The organism is Paenibacillus algorifonticola, assembly GCF_050481745.1.
Lineage (GTDB): Bacteria > Bacillota > Bacilli > Paenibacillales > Paenibacillaceae > Pristimantibacillus > Pristimantibacillus algorifonticola_A.
On sequence record NZ_JBCNGR010000003.1, the window covers coordinates 81,098 to 96,623 of the forward strand.

Consider the following 15,526-nt stretch of genomic DNA (forward strand, 5'->3'; position numbering starts at 1 on the left):
ACAAAAGGAGAGATGTATTCATGGAACGAAACATTAAGCAATTGGTGCAGCAATTAACGCTGGAAGAGAAGGCGGGACTATGCTCAGGAGATACCTTTTGGACAACAAAAGGTATAGATAGGCTGGCGATTCCTTCTATTACAATGACAGACGGTCCGCATGGCGTGCGCAAGCAAAATGGTGAAGGCGACCATCTTGGCTTGAATGAGAGTGTTCCAGCCACCTGCTTTCCATCTGCTGCTGGACTGGCAAGCTCATGGAACCGTGAGTTGATACAGCGGGTGGGAGAGGCTTTGGGTAAAGAAAGTCAAGCGGAGGATGTGGCTATTTTGCTCGGGCCCGGAGCCAATATCAAGCGTTCTCCGCTTTGCGGGCGCAACTTTGAATATTTCTCCGAAGACCCCTACTTGACGGGAGAAATAGCGGCTGCGCATATAGCAGGTGTTCAAAGCCAGGGAGTTGGCTCCTCGCTGAAGCATTTTGCCGTCAACAATCAAGAGCATCGCCGAATGACGACCGATGCTGTTGTGGATGAACGGACGCTTCGAGAGATTTATTTGACCGGTTTTGAAATTGCGGTGAAGAAGTCGCAGCCATGGACCGTCATGTCTGCCTATAACCGGCTAAACGGCGAATATTGCTCGGAAAATGCCAGCTTGCTGACATCTATTTTGAAGCAGGAATGGGGCCATCTTGGCATCGTCGTATCCGACTGGGGAGCAGTCAATGAAGCGGACGCGAGCGTTGCCGCTGGCATGGAACTGGAGATGCCTGCAAGCCACGGTGTCGGACAGAATAAGATTGTTGCAGCCGTCCTCTCCGGCAAGCTTGAGGTGTCTGTACTGGATGAATCGGTTGAACGCCTGCTCACAGTCATATTCAAGGCGGCAGACAGCCGTCAGCTTGGTGCTGAATATGATCAAGCGGCCCATCACGCATTGGCGCGGGAGACAGCTAGAGAAACGATGGTGTTGTTGAAAAATGAAGCTGCTATTCTGCCTTTGAACAAAAATGGAAAAATAGCTGTAATCGGCGCAATGGCGGACAAGGTACGCTATCAAGGCGGCGGAAGCTCGCATATTAAGCCAACGCGGTTAGATCATGCATATCAGGAAATCGTCAAGCTTGCAGGCGAAACGGCTGCGGTTGTTTATGCTCAGGGCTATGATCTTGAATTGGACGAAATCAATGAAGAATTAATGGAGGAAGCAAGGCGGCAGGCAGCTGCCGCTGATGTTACTTTGTTATTCGTGGGCTTGCCTGATCGTTATGAATCCGAGGGGTATGATCGCAGCCATCTGGACTTGCCGATTAATCAACAGCGATTGATTGCGGAGATTGCCCAGGTTCAGCCGAATATTGTCGTTGTGCTTAGCAATGGTGCCCCTGTCGTCATGCCGTGGCTGCCTCAGGTTAAAGCGGTGCTTGAAGGCTATTTGGGCGGACAAGCGGCGGGCGGAGCGATTGCCGATCTGTTGTTTGGCGAAGCCAATCCAAGTGGCAAGCTTGCAGAAACGTTCCCGGCCAGTCTCAGACATAACCCTTCCCACCCCTATTTTCCGGGCGAGGGCGATCGTGTGGAATATCGGGAGGGCCTTTTTGTCGGTTACCGTTATTATGATGCCAAAGATATTGACCCATTGTTTCCGTTTGGATATGGACTAAGCTATACAACCTTTGACTACTCCGGGCTGCATATAAGCCACGCCCAAATGACAGACCAGGAAACGCTAGACGTGACAGTAACCATTAAAAATTCGGGGACACGCCGAGGTCAGGAAATTGTCCAGCTGTATGTGAAGGATGAGGAGTCCAGTATGATTCGGCCGGAGAAAGAGCTTAAAGGCTTCGCAAAGGTTGCGCTTGAGCCGGGCGAAGAGCAGACCGTTCATTTCTTGCTAGACAAAAGGAGCTTTGCCAGCTACAACGTGTCTCTTGGGGATTGGGAAGCAGAAACCGGCGATTACCGTATTCTTGTAGGCAAATCATCGCGCGATATTCAGCTTGAAGCCTCGGTGCATGTCGTGTCAACGTTTGAATCGGTACCAGTATTCCATCGTAATTCCACGCTTGGCGAGCTGATGACGAATCCGAAGACCGCGCCTATACTCGCGTATTTGCAAAGCATGGCGCCGCAGTCTGGCCCCTCGGATGCAGTATCTTCTGATATGATGCTCGCGGCGATGCGCTATATGCCGCTTCGTGCCCTGCTTCCGTTTACGGGAGGAGCGATGACAGAGGAGACCTTAAGCCAGTTGCTGGAGCAATTCAATGCGGCAGTGAAGAAGATTATGAGGTGACGAGACTATGCTTTGTATTTCTCAAGTACAATGCGAATATTTAACAAATCCGATAGGCGTGGATAAAAAAACGCCTATCTTTGGTTGGAAAATTTCTTCGGACAGGCAAAATACTTACCAACAAGCTTATCGAATTGTCGTTCATCAAGGAGATAGAGTGGTCTGGGATAGTGGACGGATCGAAGGTGGGCGAACATTTGCCATTCCGTATGAGGGGGGTTCCTTGGTCTCCAGAACGGAATACCGTTATCGAATCCTGATTTGGGACGACGCTGATCACCAAGCCGAATCGGAAGAGCATACTTTTGAAACGGCTTTTTTCCATTGCTCGAATCCCTACCGATTGTCCGACACGAGAGAAAGCAGGCTGGACTGGGGACGTACTCATTTACGCTAAGACGGCTCTCTATAATCAGAATCTCATGGGCTTTTTTGATTCCTGGCTTCGAAATCTTAAAGCGGATCAACTGCCGGATGGCCAAGTGCTGAATATTGTTCCAAAACTTAGAAGCTACATGCATATGCACTTTTCAGGATCTATCGGTTGGGGTGACGTAATCGTGAGGCTGCCATGGGATTTGTATCAATATTACGGCGATCACAGAATATTGTCGGATCATTACGAGGCCATGGAAAAGTGGATGAAGCACTTGGAGAGGATTGCATCGGAGCTTCCGCCTGAAGCTGCGGAAATGGAGGGAGGAAAGCTAGACAATCAAAAATACATCATCAATACCGGATTTCATTTAGGAGATTGGCTGGCACCAAGCATCGTCAATGAAGCAGGTTTTGCCGACGGTCCGATGTCTGCTTATTTGACAAAGGATTTAGTGAGTACATCGCTGTATGCAAACAGTGCTGAACTTTTCAGTCAAATTTGCCTTACACTTGGCTATGCTGACAAAGCTAACGAATACCAACGTTTAACCGAAAGAATTAGGCAAGCCTATGAAGAGGAATATGTCGCGGAAGATGGAACGTTGAGAAATTCGTTTAGTAAAAACCAATTTCTGCTCGCGCCAAAGCCAAATAAACGGCTCAGCTTTGCAAAAGCAAGCTATCGAAGCGTATTCGGATTGATAAAAATCGAGTGGTTCTTGGAGGCAGACCATATTCACTTTCATTTTAAAGTTCCCGCTAATACGCAAGCCAACATCCTATTGCCATGCCAAAGTCATCAATTAAAAACCTTGCTTGGAGGAGCGGGGATCGCAAAAGTTGAACGAGAAAAGGGTTTAATCCTAGCATAAAAAAGAACCAAATAAGAACGTCAGAACGCATGACATTACGAGAATCATTGAGTATTATTGGATCGATTTCTTTGCTACGGAGTGACTCCGTTCACAGAAACTGAGTGCTCTGACCGTTTCTCGTAGAGGTTCCAGAAGCTGTTTGCAACGGTGTCTGATTCGATCATCGCGTAGCCTGAATCAAAGGGAGTTACCTTCATCCATATGGATATTATGTAAAATTAAATTAATTAACATACTATTATAGTATTAATTGAGCAAAAGATGTTAAGCGTTCAGGAAGTGAAAATGAGCATAAACCGTCCAGAATGCAGGCAACTTCTCGTATTGTTTAAAATTCTGCAGTAAGAAGTTAAATTAATCAGTTGACAAATTGAATGACTGTAACTATATTGGTTCTATCGGAATAAATTAATGAGTGCCTGTTTCAAGTGCATAATTTACGCAATTATGTTGACCGTACCAGCGGAAACATTCCAAACGACAGGAGGGGTGTTTCTTTTTTTATGCCTTAAATGGAACCGGAATAGTTAAACTCACCGCGCTTATAAATCCGATTATTTTTATATGTTTAATTAATTATGAGGAAAGGAAGACCCCCAATGGCAGAGGTGATCAGATTAGCCACGCTTACAGATGCCCCACGGATTTTGAAATTGACGCATCGGGCATACGAATCAATACGCGAACTTGGGCTTGATTTTCCGGCTGCTTCAGCAGATCTGAACATGGTGGAAAACAATATCAATCTTAATCGGTGCTACATTTTATTAATTGATAATGTAATCATTTCTACGGTCTCAGTTGCGAAGGCCGAGTCGGTTCGAAAAGTGATAGATTACCCGTACGACTTCCCGTTTATATGGTGGTTTGCTACGGATCCCAGCTATGAAAGAAAGGGAATAGGTGGAAGATTGCTTGACGAGGTAGAGGCGATCATTCGCCGGGACTTGCAAGCATCAGCGGTTACCTTGGCAACCTCAACTCGTCACCCTTGGCTGATTGACATGTATAAAAGACGGGGATATGAACTGGTATTTGAAAGTGAAAAAGGGGAACGTGGAAATTCTGTAATTCTCAAAAAAAACTTGTAATCGAAAATGAGGTGAAGCAGATGTCCATTAAATTGAGCGTGCTGGACCGCAGTCCCGTAAATGAAGGGGAGAACCCGGAACAAGGTATATTGAACACAGTAAGACTGGCGCAAAAAGCGGATGAACTGGGATTTCATCGCTTCTGGGTATCAGAGCACCATGGCTCCGAAGTATTGGCAGGTTCTTCTCCCGAGGTGTTTATTCCTCATTTGATTTCCAAAACCGATCGTATACGTATAGGTTCCGGCGGTGTGATGCTTCAGCACTATAGTCCATACAAGGTTGCGGAAAACTTCAATTTGTTGTCTGTGCTGGCTCCTGGCAGGGTAGATCTTGGAGTGGGGAGGGGGCCTGGAGGATTGCCAGTTACTACACGGGCATTGTCGCCAGCAGTACATTCTGAAACGATACCTTTTACTGAGAAAATGGAGCATCTGGATCTTTACTTGCAGTCGGAGGGGGTTGAAGGACTCCGGGCACAGCCTTTACCATCCGTTCCACCCGAGCTACATGTGCTAGGGACAGGAGAATCCAGTGCTGAGCTGGCGGCCAAACAGGGGCTCCCTTTTGTATATGCCCATTTTATTAATGGAGATGAGCAATTACTCAAGAATTCCTTATCTGTATACAGAACTAGGTTCAACTTCTCCAAAGGAAGAACCCCCGGGCTCATTTTAGCCTTATCGGTGCTTTTTGCCGATACCGAAGAAGAGGCTAAGCGGCTGGCTGATGAAAAAATAACCTACAAGGTTCACTTCGACAGCGGAAGAACCATTTCCATCTTTTCGCTAGAGCTTGCTGAACGCTTAGGGCAACAAGCCAATGAACCCTATACAATTAAAGCCGAACCGACAAGCCTTGTTTATGGAACAAAAGAGACGTTGCTTAACAAAATTCATGAAATCAGCCTGCTTCATAACATTGAAGAAGTGATGATTTTACCCACAGCTCATGAATTTGAGCAAAGAATACAGGCCTACGAGTGGCTGTCTGCTGGTATAAAGCAATATCAAAAAGGAGAGAAAATTAGATGACTAAACAATTGAAATTAGGATTAGGATTAACCGGAGTTGGAACAAGTCATGTCGCTTGGCGAAGACCACAAGCGAATATTAAAGCAAGTGTGGACATCGATCATTACATTCATCAGGCACAGAAGGCGGAATTGGGCAAGTTTGATCTGCTTTTTGTCGCGGACGGCTTATTTATTAATGAAAAATCGTTACCTCATTTTCTTAATCGCTTCGAGCCGCTTACGATTTTGTCTGCATTGGCAACGGTGACCAAGCATGTAGGCTTGGTAGCGACAATTTCCACCTCTTATAGCGAGCCTTTTACAATATCCAGGCAACTGGCCTCTCTGGATCATATCAGTAAAGGCCGTGCGGGCTGGAATGTTGTCACCTCCCCACTGGAAGGCTCTGCGTTAAATTATGGCAAGGCACACCCGGAACATGACGATCGTTATCATATTGCCGAGGAGTATCTTAAGGTAGTCAAAGGACTTTGGGATTCGTGGGAGGACGATGCATTTATTGGTGACAAGGAAAATGGCGTTTTCTTTGACCAAGGTAAGTTGCACACGCTGAATCATAAAGGGGAATATTTTTCGGTGCGTGGACCGTTGAACATTTCAAGATCACGGCAGGGGCAACCGGTGATCTTTCAAGCGGGAACGTCTTCCATCGGGCGCAAATTTGCCTCCGCTCATGCCGATTGCATATTCACAAACTTGGTATCTATTGAGAATGCAAGGGATTACTATCAAGATTTGAAGAAACAAGCATCTGAGTTGGGAAGAGATCCCGAATCGCTCTCCATTTTGCCAAGTATTCAACCCATTCTGGGCAATACGCAAGAAGAGGCGGATGCTAAATTTCATGAAATCGGAAATCTGCTTAGTCCGGAAGATACTTTAAATTATTTGGGACGTTTCTTTGATCATTACGATTTTGCGCAATTTCCGTTAGATCAGCCATTTCCTGATATTGGTGATATAGGAAGTAATGCATTTAAAGGGGGACAAGAACGTCTCAAGAGGGAAGCGAAAGAAAATGGCTGGACTCTCCGTGAAGTGGCATTGCAGGTGACGCACCCACGCCATCCGTTTATTGGAACTCCGGAAAAGGTTGCGGATGAAATTCAGAATTGGTTTGAAACTGGAGCTGCAGACGGTTTTATTGTGGGAGAAAGTGAAGCAGGCGCATTTGATGAATTTGTAGACCTTGTCGTCCCTATCCTTCAGCAGAGGGGATTATTCCGTACTGAATATGACAAAGATACCTTCCGTGGAAATCTTGGCTTACCCATTCCTCAGAATCGATACAGCCAAACGGAAACCGTGTGAAACGATAATGTAGAAAAATAATTATTGGAGGCAAATTTGAATGAGGATTCTGAATTTCAAAAATATATTGATATTATCATTCTCTCTTATCATTGCTATCTCTCTGACAGGATGCGGAGCAGCGAACAATGAGGCAGTTACCTCGGTCAACGGCTCGTCTCCATCGAACGAAGAGCAGCCACAGTTGATTAAAGTCGGGACGTCGGCCGTTATTAAAAACGTATCTTTTCTTGACGATGCTGGGAAGCTGACTGGGTATGATGTGGAGGTTGTACGGGAAATCGATAGAAGGTTGCCGCAATACGAGTTTGAATTCGAAACGATGGACTTTCCAAATTTGTTTTTAAGTCTGGAAGCTCAAAAAATTGACTTTATTGCGATGCATCTGGAACAAAATGAAGAAAGAAGAACTAAATATCTCTTCAATAAAGAATTCTATGATTCATCTGAATTATTGGTGGCTGTCAATGAATCCAACACGAGCATTCATTCCATTGATGATTTGAAAGGAAAGACCGTCATTGTCCCACCGTCGACCAGTTCAGCTGCACTTGTCGAAAAATACAATAAAGATCATCAAAATGCGATCAAAGTGATATATGGTGATTATACAAATGCGGTTAATCAACTTAAGTCTGGTCGTGTGGATGCAACGGTCATCGATTCAGGTCTGGCAAAAAGCTTAAATCGTGATGCTAACGCTCAATTGAAACTGATTGGCGAAAATCTTCATACAGAATCGGGCGTATATTTCGCTTTCCGCCAAAAGGATGGTTCGGTGTTCAGTAATGCGGTGGATGAAGCGTTAAAAGCAATGAAGGAGGACGGGACGCTGACAAAATTGGCGGAACAATGGCTGAAAAGGGATTATCAATAATGTAAAAAAGGTGAGTCGAATGAATGGGAAACACTTTTGATTGGCAATCGGTTGTGAAATACTTGCTTATTTTAATACACTATTTGCCTGTTTCATTGATGATTCTCGTCTTGTCATTGATTCTTGGTAGCGTCGTGGGTGCGCTTCTAGCTGCCCCCCGTCTGTACAAATGGCCGATTGTGAACGGATGGAGTGGGGCCTGTATTTCTTTTTTTCGGGGTACGCCAATTATTATTCAACTCATCCTGATCTTTTATGGGCTGCCGGAATTGCTGAAACCTCTAGGCGTGGACTTATCGAGGGTCTCTCCTGCCGTGTTTGTTGTGCTTGCATTCGGGCTGAATACCGGTGCTTCTCTGGCTGAAATCTATCGGCTTGCTGTCGATAGCGTTGATCGGGGGCAGTCTGAAGCGGCGGCTTCCGTCGGTATGACAGGCTGGAGCACCTTCTTCCGCATCGTATTTCCACAAGCATTTCGCATAGCCATGCCCCATCTGTCAAATGTAGTAGTAGCGAGTCTGAAGGATACCTCGCTCGCTTTTTCCGTAGGAGTGATGGATATGATGGGACGTGGAGAAGCAATCGGACTCGTTTCTTATCGGTTGCTTGAAGTTTATATCAGCTTAGCGATTATTTATTATATCATCTGTTTGACACTTCAATATGTGTTCGCGCGCATAGAGCATAAAATGCAACGATATACACGTATCATGACAAGCACCTGAAATAGGTAGTCCGCACGCCGGCGAGTCAGCATACAAAGTGGAAGTGCGGACTGAAAGGAATGTCTCAATAATGGCAAAAGCGTATGTGATACATGAGAATGATAGCTGGGTCGAACCTTTAAAACAAGCGTTGGAAGAAGAAAATATCCCGTATGAATTATGGCATCTCGATCATGGGGTGCTCGACATCAGTCAAGCTCCTCCCCAAGGGGTTTTTTACAATCGGATGAGTGCTTCTTCCCATACGAGAGGACATCGCTTTGCTCCTGAATATACATCGAATGTATTGGCTTGGCTTGAGCATCATGGTCGAAAGGTGCTCAACGAGAGCCGTGCGCTCGAGCTGGAGCTTAGCAAAATCAAACAATATCTGAAACTGCATTCCTATGGGGTGAAAATTCCTTTTACTGTTGCAGCAGTCGGAAAGGAAGATCTATTGCAAGAAGCAAGCCGTTTCCCTTATCGTCCTTTCATAACCAAGCATAATCGGGCAGGTAAAGGGCTGGGTGTTTACCTGTTCGACAAGTATGAAGATCTGGAACGGTATGTGAATAGTCCGTCATTCGAAGAACCAATCGACGGGATTACACTGCTTCAGCAGTACATTCATAACGAAGAGCAATATATTACCCGATGTGAATTTATTGATGGAAAATTTTATTACGCTGTCCGTGTCGATACGTCCGAAGGTTTCGAGCTGTGCCCAGCCGATGCATGCCAAATTGGCGACAGATTTTGCCCAGCGCCTGGTCAGGCAGTTAAAGCGAAATTTCAAGTCATAGAGTCGTTTGAAAGTCCGCTTATCCCAGTTTATGAAGCGATGTTAAAGAAAAACGGCATTAGCTTTGCCGGTATAGAATTTATTACGGATCGAGAGGGAACTGCTTATACGTACGATATCAATACAAATACGAATTATAATTCAGAAGCGGAAGCCATTGCTGGTGTTGGTGGGATGAAAGCCATCGCTAGGACGATGGGAAAATATTTGCAGGAATGGTACGCGGCGACGAAGTGAAAGTCAGACCTCTAATAGCTGTCCGTACGTCAACATTCGGGAGGTGGCATCCATTACTTTCGATTTTTCATTTTTTTGGGAAGCTTTGAACAAAATTATTGGTGCCTTACCGCTTACCTTGTATATTACCATCTCGGCAATTGTCATCGGTTTAATCGTTGGGCTGATAGTAGCCTTGATTCGTTTGAAAAAAACAGTGATTCTTCATCCACTCGCCGAGTTCTATGTATCTTTCATAAGGGGAACGCCTGTCGTCTTGCATTTGTACATTGTATATTTAGGCCTTCCTGTGGTTTGGGATACGATGGCGACTCAATATCATTGGGGAATCTACTCCAAAGATATTCCATTGACTGCATTGGTCATAGCAGCTTTGTCTCTTACGGCTGGAGCATATATGTCAGAAATTATCAGGTCAGGTTTTATGGCAGTACCGGAGGGGCAGTTGGAAGCGGCATACTCAGTCGGGATGACGACGTTTCAGGCGGTTTATCGAGTTATTTTTCCACAAGCGCTTGGTGCCAGTATTCCTGGGATATGCAACTTGATAGTAGGTATTCTACATGGTTCTTCTCTGGCCTATTTGGTCACTCTACTGGAGATCAACGGGGTCGCGATGATGTTGGGGAGTCAAAAGTGGAGCTTCCTTGAACCGCTAATGGCTGCGGCGTTGATCTACTGGGGAGTTGTATTGTTCATTGAACGAATTGCGGCTGTCTTGGAGAAACGTTGGAAGACTTATAGCGACGGGGGAGTAGCATGATCAAATTGACAAACTTGCACAAATCATACGGCAAACATGAGGTGCTGAAAGGCATTGATCTTTTGGTGCAGACAGGAGAAGTCACGACGGTTCTAGGCCCGAGCGGTTCAGGAAAATCCACATTGCTTCGTTGCGTCAATTTTTTAGATAAGGCGGATGAGGGCGTGGTTACGGTTGGGGATACGATGGTATCCTGCCAAAAACCAACCAAGCGGGAGGTGCTTCGATTACGCCGAAAAACGGCCATGGTGTTTCAACATTATAATTTGTTTAAGCATAAGACCGTATTGGAAAATGTGATGGAAGGCCTGATTGTCGCCCAGAAACAAAGTAAAACCGCAGCGAAGGAGAAAGCCGCAGCCGTATTGGAAAAGGTAGGATTGTCAGATAAATTGGAGTCGTATCCAAGCCAGCTTTCAGGCGGTCAGCAGCAGCGTGTAGGAATTGCCCGGGCACTTGCCCTGGATCCGGAAATTATTTTGTTCGATGAGCCTACCTCTGCGCTTGATCCCGAGCTTGTAGGGGAAGTGCTAGCAGTCATTCGCAACATTGCAAGAGAAGGTATTACGATGATGATCGTCACGCATGAGTTGAATTTTGCTCGTGAAGTCGCAAATCATGTGATTTTTATGACAGACGGGAAGATTATCGAAGAAGGATCGCCTGAGCTCTTGTTCAATCAGCCTAAGGAAGAGAGAACCCGTCAATTTTTCCAGCGATTTATGAACGACCACAGTTATAGTATATAGCTATTTTATTACCCTTATTTTAATTCCGAATGGAACTAATTTTATAGAGATGAAAGGATGAAATGGAAAATGGTGGATCAACGTTTAAAGTCAGTACGAGATAGCTTATTCAAGCCGGTTGAGATTTCCGGCCTCTCTTTAAAAAATCGGATTGTCATGGCTCCAATGACAAGAGGTTTTTCTGAAAATGGGGTTCCTGATGAAAATGTAGCAGCATATTACCGTCGCCATGCGGAAAGCGGTGTGGGACTGATTATAACAGAAGGAACCCTTATTGATCATCCCGCTGCATCGGCCAGTCCAAATTGGCCGCATATTCACGGAGAGGAAGCGCTCGCAGGGTGGGCAAAGGTTGTTGCCTCTGTCCATGAAGAAGGTGGGAAAATTGTCCCTCAATTATGGCACCTAGGAACCGCGAGAAAAATAGGTAGCTTGCCCAATCCGGAGGCATTACCAATCGGTCCATCGGGTCTAGATGCCGACGGCAATAAAGTTAACGAACCAATGTCTGAAAGCGAAATCGCAGATTTGGTGTCGGCCTATGCGCAGGCTGCTGCTGCAGCAAAGCGAACTGGCTTTGACGGAATTGAAATTCACGGAGCACATGGCTACTTGATTGATCAGTTTTTCTGGGGAAAAACCAATAGAAGAACGGACGAATACGGTGGGGATTTCATAAGCCGTACCCGCTTTGCGACTGAGGTCGTTCAAGCATGCCGTCAAGCCGTTGGTTCCGATTTTCCGATCCTGTTCCGGTTCTCGCAATGGAAAGGAAATCATTATGAAGCCAAGCTGGTAGAAACACCGAAGCAACTGGAGCAATTCCTCAGCCCGCTAGTCGATGCAGGGGTCAATGTATTTCATGCTTCCACCCGGCAGTTTTGGCAGCCGGAGTTTGAGAATTCTCAACTGAACCTGGCTGGATGGACCAAGAAATTGACGGGACTGCCCACAATAACTGTAGGCTCGGTAGCCTTGGAAAAGGATTTTTGGGAGCAGACGGAACAAATCCAGCGGCTTGAGGAAATACTGGGGAAGGAGGAGGCGGATTTGGTCGCAATCGGAAGGTCGTTGCTAGCGAATCCACTGTGGTTGCGACAAGTTAGTGAAGCCCGTTTTTCGGACTGGACAACCTACGACAGCGAAATCTTGAATCATTTAAACTAAGAGCATTGGCCCTGTGTGAGCAGGGCTTTTCTCGTTGCATAAGGAGAAATTGGATGATGGACAGTATCATGTGTGGCCAGATTTACCCGCTGTTATTAAGAATGAATAGATAGGAACAAATTTGAAGGAGTGAATACAATCATATATGAGCACAAATGAAGCCAACCAGCCTGTTACACAAAAAATGGAGACCGCTCTTCCAAAAGAAGGGCTGATTATATTCTTATTGGGCTTCGCAGTTGTGCTCGTCATCATGAACACTGCTATGTTCAATCTGGCCATATCAGATTTATCTCATTTTTTTGAATTGCCTTTATCAACGATATCTTTAGCCATAACAGGGTATTCAATCATGTTTGCTATTGCCTCGATTACATATAGCAGGCTGTCAGACTTTGTTCCCATCCATTTATTGTTTACAACTAGCCTCATAACTACTGGACTTGCTTCTATTGTAGGTTTTTTTAGTCATCACTTTTGGGTATTATTAATCGCCCGAATAATGCAAGCTGCTGGAGCTGGGGCTATTATATCTTTATCCATCGTTCTCTTAACCAGATATGTGCCCATTAAGCGGCGAGGGAAAACAATGTCCATTATTATGTCCTCCGTTTCGCTTGGTCTTGGTCTTGGACCGATTACTGGTGGATTTGTCGTAGAATTTTTGGGTTGGCAATACCTTTTTGCTATTTCATCTTTAACATGGATACTTGTCCCTCTCCTATTTCGACTAATACCGAAAGAACGATTTGTAAAAGGAAAGTTTGATGTGCAGGGAGCCTGTTATATCAGCATCGGCACCGCTGGCATACTCCTTTTTTTGACTAATCAATCATGGTCATCTTTATGTATTGGTCTACTTGGGCTTGCGTTATTTGTATTTCGAATACTTCGTACACCAAAACCATTTGTTCAACCTTCTTTATTCATAAACAAAACCTATATCTCATTATCGTTAATAGGGATATTAGCTTATTTGTGCAATTTCTCATCCTTATACTTACTTCCTCAGGTGTTAATAAATCATTTTAATTTAAGTGCCAGTCAAGCGGGTTTTGTTATTTTTCCAGGGGCGTTGTTGTCTATGTTTGCCTCACGGAAGATAGGTGCCATAATTGATCGCAATGGCAATAGCAGTATACTACGCTTTGTACCAATCCTTATTCTTGCAGCTACATGTCTATTTGCGATTATAGGCGTTCGGTTCTGGATCGCCAATATATTTGTCTTTTTATTAATGAATCTTGGATTTACGATGCTTGGAAGCAGTGTTTCTAATGAAATATCCCGTATCCTTCCTCCATCGGAAATTAGTTCTGGTATAGGACTATATCAACTTTTACAGTTTTTAAGTGGCGCATTTGGTATTGCTGCGGTATCTAGTGCACTGCGTTGGCAACATAATTATTCGCTCCCAATCGCTTACGCTAATATATTTTGGGGATTATTTATCTTCGCATTATTAACTAATTGCTTTTCATACTTTTATCGTAAATTAACTATATCCTCATAAGCTATTCTTCCTCTGCCCGGAATGGTGAGACTCGGCTTGTGATCAAACGATGCAAAATTACAGCGCAAAAACCGCATTTTTGACGTTCGGTGTGTCAATTGGTCAATCTAGCCATCGCTGCGGTATAAATCAAATCGAATGTCTATGCGGCCGCGATTGACAGTACCTCAAACCGTGTGAGAGCCTCCACTCATACAGCTAGACATTGTACCTGATATCAAATCCTGATATGATAAATCGAGTGGAAAAGGGCAGTTTGAAGTCACAGCAACTTTGCTTCTCATACAAGGCTACTCGATTCTATTCTGGCTGAGTATGCGGCCGAGAATAACTTGTGGAAAAAGTCCATTCTGTTATGTAACAGAACAAGATATTTAATCAGGCGCTATTCATTGCTAGCGTGAATGGAGGAGGGAAATCAATGGCAGTCGTAAGTCGTTATACCGTTGCACTGCATATATTGACTTTGTTGGCCTACAGTGCCACAAAACATTCAAAAGAATATTTGACTTCAGAGTTTATAGCAAAAAGTGTGAATACCAACCCCGTTTTTATACGCAGAATATTGTCTACGTTATCCAAGGCGGGGCTGGTCAATGTAAGGCATGGTACAGGAGCAGGGTGGTGCTTGGCAGTAGAGCCTAGGAAGATTTCGTTATTAAACGTTTATGAAGCGGTTGAGCAGAAAGAACTTTTTGATTATCATCACAGTACGCCAAACCCTATCTGTCCAATCGGAGGGAATATTAGTTCTGCTTTAGAGCCTCTATATTTCTCTGCGGAGCAGGCCATGAAAGCTGAATTGGCTAGATCGTCAATTGGAGACTTATTAACAGATACGATGCAGTTATCAAGCAAGTAAAGGGCAAGGATAACATTTAACTCTATTAGTAGCATTCCAAGATCCCCTTCCCATACTACGAAGTGCTCCCCTTAAAGTGGATATTGGAAAAACCCGTATGGGAATCCGATGATACTTTAGGGGGTGTATTTTTTTATGAGGAAGTTAGAGCAGCCAAATAAATCATACACAAAGGAAAAAAGGCAAGAGGCCTTACGTTTAGATGAAGAAGCTAAGTGGACGTACAGACAAATTACTGAAAAGTTTAGAATACAAGATTAAGATAGAGTTCGTAAATGGGTTTATAAGTTTAGAAAACTACATGAAGACTCTTCAAAAGAACGAGTTTCTCCATGTCTGAGGTGATTCATAAAGCATATTTGAATCAAGAAGGGATGAAGACAACAGGAACGCTTTACGTTTTCTGAAAGTAGTGGATGCAGCGGCTGTCTAGTGATTAAGCGGGTTTTCAAAAGTGGAAATGCGAAGACGCCAGAAGAACTAGTGGAATATTGGTGGAGTTCTTTCCGTAAACGGATAGATATCGCAAATGGTGAAAATTATCGTTTGCAAAAGGAATTAGCTTTTGAAAATTTTACTGAACTCCTTTTACATTTCCAATCGCAGGAGCGTGCAAAAGAACTATGCGACATGATGGTCGAACATTGGTGTAATCCGCCTATCTATGATGATGCAAAATCATCCATGGAAAACATACAGTTTCCTGTCTATTTTGTAACCAATATATGGAATATTAGAAAACTAAAACTAAATATAACAGCTAAAGACAGAGACAAATATCGACTGAAAAGTGATATTTGTCTCTTCTCTTTTTTTAACAGTAGCGATGATTTAAGAAAATTATTCTCTGTATCATAGGCA

General features: G+C 44.3%; 14 protein-coding genes. All 14 read left to right on the plus strand.

All coding sequences use genetic code 11. The features are described 5' to 3' along the window. Positions 1-20: 20 nt before the first annotated feature. The 14 genes from ABEW34_RS01530 (at position 21) to ABEW34_RS01595 (ending at position 15,523) form a co-directional block, all read left to right on the plus strand. A complete protein-coding gene (locus ABEW34_RS01530) occupies positions 21-2,300 on the plus strand; it encodes a beta-glucosidase (protein ID WP_430154245.1) in 2,280 nt (759 codons plus the stop codon). A gap of 305 nt (positions 2,301-2,605) precedes the next feature. Then, positions 2,606-3,550 (plus strand): alpha-L-rhamnosidase C-terminal domain-containing protein, encoded by a 945-nt coding sequence (locus ABEW34_RS01535; RefSeq protein ID WP_430154247.1) that lies wholly within the window; start codon positions 2,606-2,608, stop codon positions 3,548-3,550. Positions 3,551-4,152: 602 nt separating this feature from the next. Next, complete coding sequence (locus tag ABEW34_RS01540; RefSeq protein ID WP_430154249.1) at positions 4,153-4,644, plus strand: GNAT family N-acetyltransferase; 492 nt, start codon at positions 4,153-4,155, stop codon at positions 4,642-4,644. 20 nt (positions 4,645-4,664) lie between these two features. After that, a complete protein-coding gene (locus ABEW34_RS01545; RefSeq protein WP_430154251.1) occupies positions 4,665-5,678 on the plus strand; it encodes an MsnO8 family LLM class oxidoreductase in 1,014 nt (337 codons plus the stop codon). After that, the gene (locus ABEW34_RS01550) at positions 5,675-6,991 is read left to right on the plus strand and encodes an LLM class flavin-dependent oxidoreductase (RefSeq protein ID WP_430154253.1); all 1,317 of its coding nucleotides are present in this window, start codon (positions 5,675-5,677) and stop codon (positions 6,989-6,991) included. The genes ABEW34_RS01545 and ABEW34_RS01550 overlap by 4 nt, the downstream gene beginning before the upstream one ends. Positions 6,992-7,031: 40 nt before the next feature. Next, positions 7,032-7,868, plus strand: coding sequence for a transporter substrate-binding domain-containing protein (locus ABEW34_RS01555; RefSeq protein WP_430154255.1), 837 nt, complete (start codon positions 7,032-7,034; stop codon positions 7,866-7,868). Between the two features lie 23 nt (positions 7,869-7,891). Then, entirely contained in the window at positions 7,892-8,593 is a 702-nt protein-coding gene (locus tag ABEW34_RS01560) for an amino acid ABC transporter permease (protein WP_430154257.1), read from the plus strand. A gap of 70 nt (positions 8,594-8,663) precedes the next feature. Beyond that, positions 8,664-9,611, plus strand: a complete 948-nt coding sequence (locus tag ABEW34_RS01565) for an ATP-grasp domain-containing protein (RefSeq protein WP_430154258.1) — start codon at positions 8,664-8,666, stop codon at positions 9,609-9,611. Between the two features lie 85 nt (positions 9,612-9,696). Then, positions 9,697-10,374, plus strand: a complete 678-nt coding sequence (locus ABEW34_RS01570) for an amino acid ABC transporter permease (protein WP_430154260.1) — start codon at positions 9,697-9,699, stop codon at positions 10,372-10,374. Continuing rightward, the gene (locus tag ABEW34_RS01575; RefSeq protein ID WP_430154261.1) at positions 10,371-11,123 is read left to right on the plus strand and encodes an amino acid ABC transporter ATP-binding protein; all 753 of its coding nucleotides are present in this window, start codon (positions 10,371-10,373) and stop codon (positions 11,121-11,123) included. Before ABEW34_RS01570 ends, ABEW34_RS01575 begins: the two co-directional genes overlap by 4 nt. 69 nt (positions 11,124-11,192) lie before the next feature. Next, positions 11,193-12,290, plus strand: coding sequence for an NADH:flavin oxidoreductase (locus ABEW34_RS01580; protein ID WP_430154263.1), 1,098 nt, complete (start codon positions 11,193-11,195; stop codon positions 12,288-12,290). 145 nt (positions 12,291-12,435) lie between these two features. Further along, the gene (locus ABEW34_RS01585) at positions 12,436-13,803 is read left to right on the plus strand and encodes an MFS transporter (RefSeq protein ID WP_430154265.1); all 1,368 of its coding nucleotides are present in this window, start codon (positions 12,436-12,438) and stop codon (positions 13,801-13,803) included. Positions 13,804-14,224: 421 nt separating this feature from the next. Then, entirely contained in the window at positions 14,225-14,665 is a 441-nt protein-coding gene (locus ABEW34_RS01590) for an Rrf2 family transcriptional regulator (RefSeq protein WP_430154267.1), read from the plus strand. Between the two features lie 432 nt (positions 14,666-15,097). Continuing rightward, positions 15,098-15,523 (plus strand): hypothetical protein, encoded by a 426-nt coding sequence (locus tag ABEW34_RS01595; protein WP_430154268.1) that lies wholly within the window; start codon positions 15,098-15,100, stop codon positions 15,521-15,523. Positions 15,524-15,526 lie beyond the last annotated feature (3 nt).